Source organism: Corallococcus sp. AB049A (genome assembly GCF_003668885.1).
GTDB lineage: Bacteria > Myxococcota > Myxococcia > Myxococcales > Myxococcaceae > Corallococcus > Corallococcus interemptor.
Map to the genome: position 1 here is coordinate 1 of NZ_RAWL01000705.1, position 2,368 is coordinate 2,368.

1 protein-coding gene and 1 pseudogene are annotated in these 2,368 nt (G+C 70.4%); one reads left to right on the forward strand and one right to left on the reverse strand.

Annotation, left to right across the window (positions count from 1 at the left end; translation table 11 throughout):
• Positions 1-949: pseudogene (locus D7X55_RS38480) on the reverse strand (hypothetical protein); the annotation flags it as partial.
• Positions 950-1,054: 105 nt separating this feature from the next.
• On the opposite strand from D7X55_RS38480, the gene D7X55_RS38485 reads away from it, so the two are divergent.
• Positions 1,055-1,972, forward strand: a complete 918-nt coding sequence (locus D7X55_RS38485; RefSeq protein ID WP_121725630.1) for a fatty acid desaturase — start codon at positions 1,055-1,057, stop codon at positions 1,970-1,972.
• The last annotated feature ends 396 nt before the right edge of the window (positions 1,973-2,368 follow it).

The following is a 2,368-nucleotide window of genomic DNA, read 5'->3' on the forward strand; positions in this document are numbered from 1 at the left end:
AGCCCGAGGCCAGCACCGCCCCGAGCCCCCCCACCACGCCCACACGCTTGAGCATGTCCGGGGCCAGCAGCCCGCGCAGCGACGCCCCCCGGGTGCGCCACAGCTCGCGCGCGTGCATGAACACGAAGCGGCAGGTGGCCACGGTGAGCGCCGCGTAGAAGAACGTGTAGACGCTCTCCTTCAGGTGCAGCACCAGGTCCACGCAGGTGATGGCCAGCGCCACCAGCACCTGGGCCTTCGGCGTCGCGGGCGACGTCGCCGGGTCCGTGAGCATGTAGAAGACGAAGATGAAGAACGACGGCGCGCCCAGCGTGCCCAGGAACAGCACCTCCGGTGGCAGGTGGTGGCGGAGGATGAACGCTCGCAGCGCCGTCTGGAGCGCGTAGAAGGACAGGAAGCTGATCACCAGCCAGCCTCGGCCCACCCGGAAGAAGAACAGCACCATCGCCGCCATCACGATGAAGGCCGACAGCGCGACCTCGCCGTTCGCCCACTGGTAGGCGGGCGCGGCGGTGATGAGCTCGCGCGTGGTGAGCAGCGACACGGCCACCGCGAACATCGACGGGTTGAAGACGTGCCGCCCCTGGAAGGTCAGCACGTACTTGGACCCGATGGCCAGCCACACCGGCAGCCACAACAGCGTGCTCGCGTGCGAGTAGTTCAAGAGCAGCGCCAGCGAACAGCACGAGATGTACGCGGACAGCGGCAGCTCCTTGCGCCGCTTGAGCACCCAGCCCAGGACCGCGTCCAGCAGCGTGCCGGAGAGCACCAGGAAGGCCATCTGCCCGGGGCTGCGGTTGAAGCCGAAGAAGGTGAAGCCCAGCACTCCGTAGAGCGTGAGCAGCGCCGCGAAGGGCAACCTCGGGTCGTTCCAGCGGGGGAAGCCCCAGCCGCCCCACTCCACGCGCGTACCCGCGAGGGCCGGCTGCGTTGGCACATCCACACTCATGATTGACCGTCCCGGTGCACGCGCGGAGCGTGCCGTGCCCGTCCCCGGGTGTCCAATCCCCACGGGGCTTGCGTCCGGCGGCCATGCGTGGAGTCCTGGCGCCCGATGTCCTCTCCCCTGCCTCGCCGCGCGGCGGTGCCTCGCGAGCTGCTTGTTCCCGCCACCCCGGACGGCCTGTTGCGCCTGGCGGCCGTGGAGTGGGCGGGGATGGCCGTGGGATGGGCGGTCATGGCTTGGGCGCCTCCGGTGTTCATGCCGCTGGCGGTGCTCGTCGTCGCGGGACGGCTGCACGCGCTGGGCGTCCTGCTTCATGACGCGGTCCACCTGCCTTCGCGAAGGCGCGAATGGCGACTGTGTCTGCTGGAGGCTGTCGCGGGATATCCCATCGCGTCCACGCTGGCGGCGATGCGCTACCACCACCTCCGCCACCATCGCGACGCGGGCCTGCCGTCGGATCCGTACCGCAAGCCTCCGGACGGAGGGCGCCTGCGCACGGCGTGGCGCTGGTTCCTGCTCCTGAGCGTCATTCCCGGCTGGGTGCTGCGCGGACCGGTGGGGCTGTGCGCGTGGGCGCTGCCTTCGCTGCGCACGGCGTATGCGCGAGTGTTCCTGCAGGACCGCTCCGGGCGGGTGCTCACGCGGGACGCGGAGGTGGCGGCGTGTGCTCGGGCGGAGGCGGGGCAGGTGCTGTTCCACCTGGGCGTGGTGGCGCTGGCCGTGCGGTGGCCCTCCGCGGTGCTGTGGGGGTATGGGATTCCCCTGCTGGTGGCGTCCGGGTTCAACGCGCACCGGTTGCTCTCCGAGCACACCGCCGCGCCTGCTCGAGGACGGAACCTGGAAGATGCGTTCGCGTGCACGCGCGACCATGGGCTCGGGTGGTGGGGGTGGCTGGGATTGGCGCCCCGGCACATCGGGATGCACGTGGTGCATCACCTGCATCCGCAGGTGTCCCTCACGCACCTGCCCCGGCTTCGCGCGTGGTACGTCTCACGGTTTCCCCACCACTATCCCCGTTCCTCCTGATGCTCACTTCGACGACGCGGGTGATGTTGGTCGTGGCGTTGCTCGTGTGCGCGAGCGTGGCGGTGGCGTTCCGGCGCAGACAGAACGCGCAGGGAGGCCGGGGTGGGCGCATCTCCGGGCCGAAGCTGGCGTGGCTGCTGTACGCGGTGTTCCTGTGGTTCATCGTGTGCCCGCTGGTGGCGCTGGATGCGTCCGTGCCGATGGAGGCGCGCGTCGTGCTGGGGGCGTTCGCGGTGTCCATGTGGCTGCGCGGCGCCGCGGAGCTCTACATGCTCTACGTGTCGCGCAACTGGCGGCCGCCGTATGGCGTGGGCCACGACCTGGGCTGCATCGCGCTGGTGGGGGCGGGGCTCGCGTACACCCGTCTCTTATACACCTCTGACGCTGCCGACGACC

Bases quoted from the DNA above. Each gene is read 5' to 3' on its own strand.
- D7X55_RS38485 (WP_121725630.1), top strand. From the start codon at position 1,055: ATGTCCTCTCCCCTGCCTCGCCGCGCGGCGGTGCCTCGCGAGCTGCTT.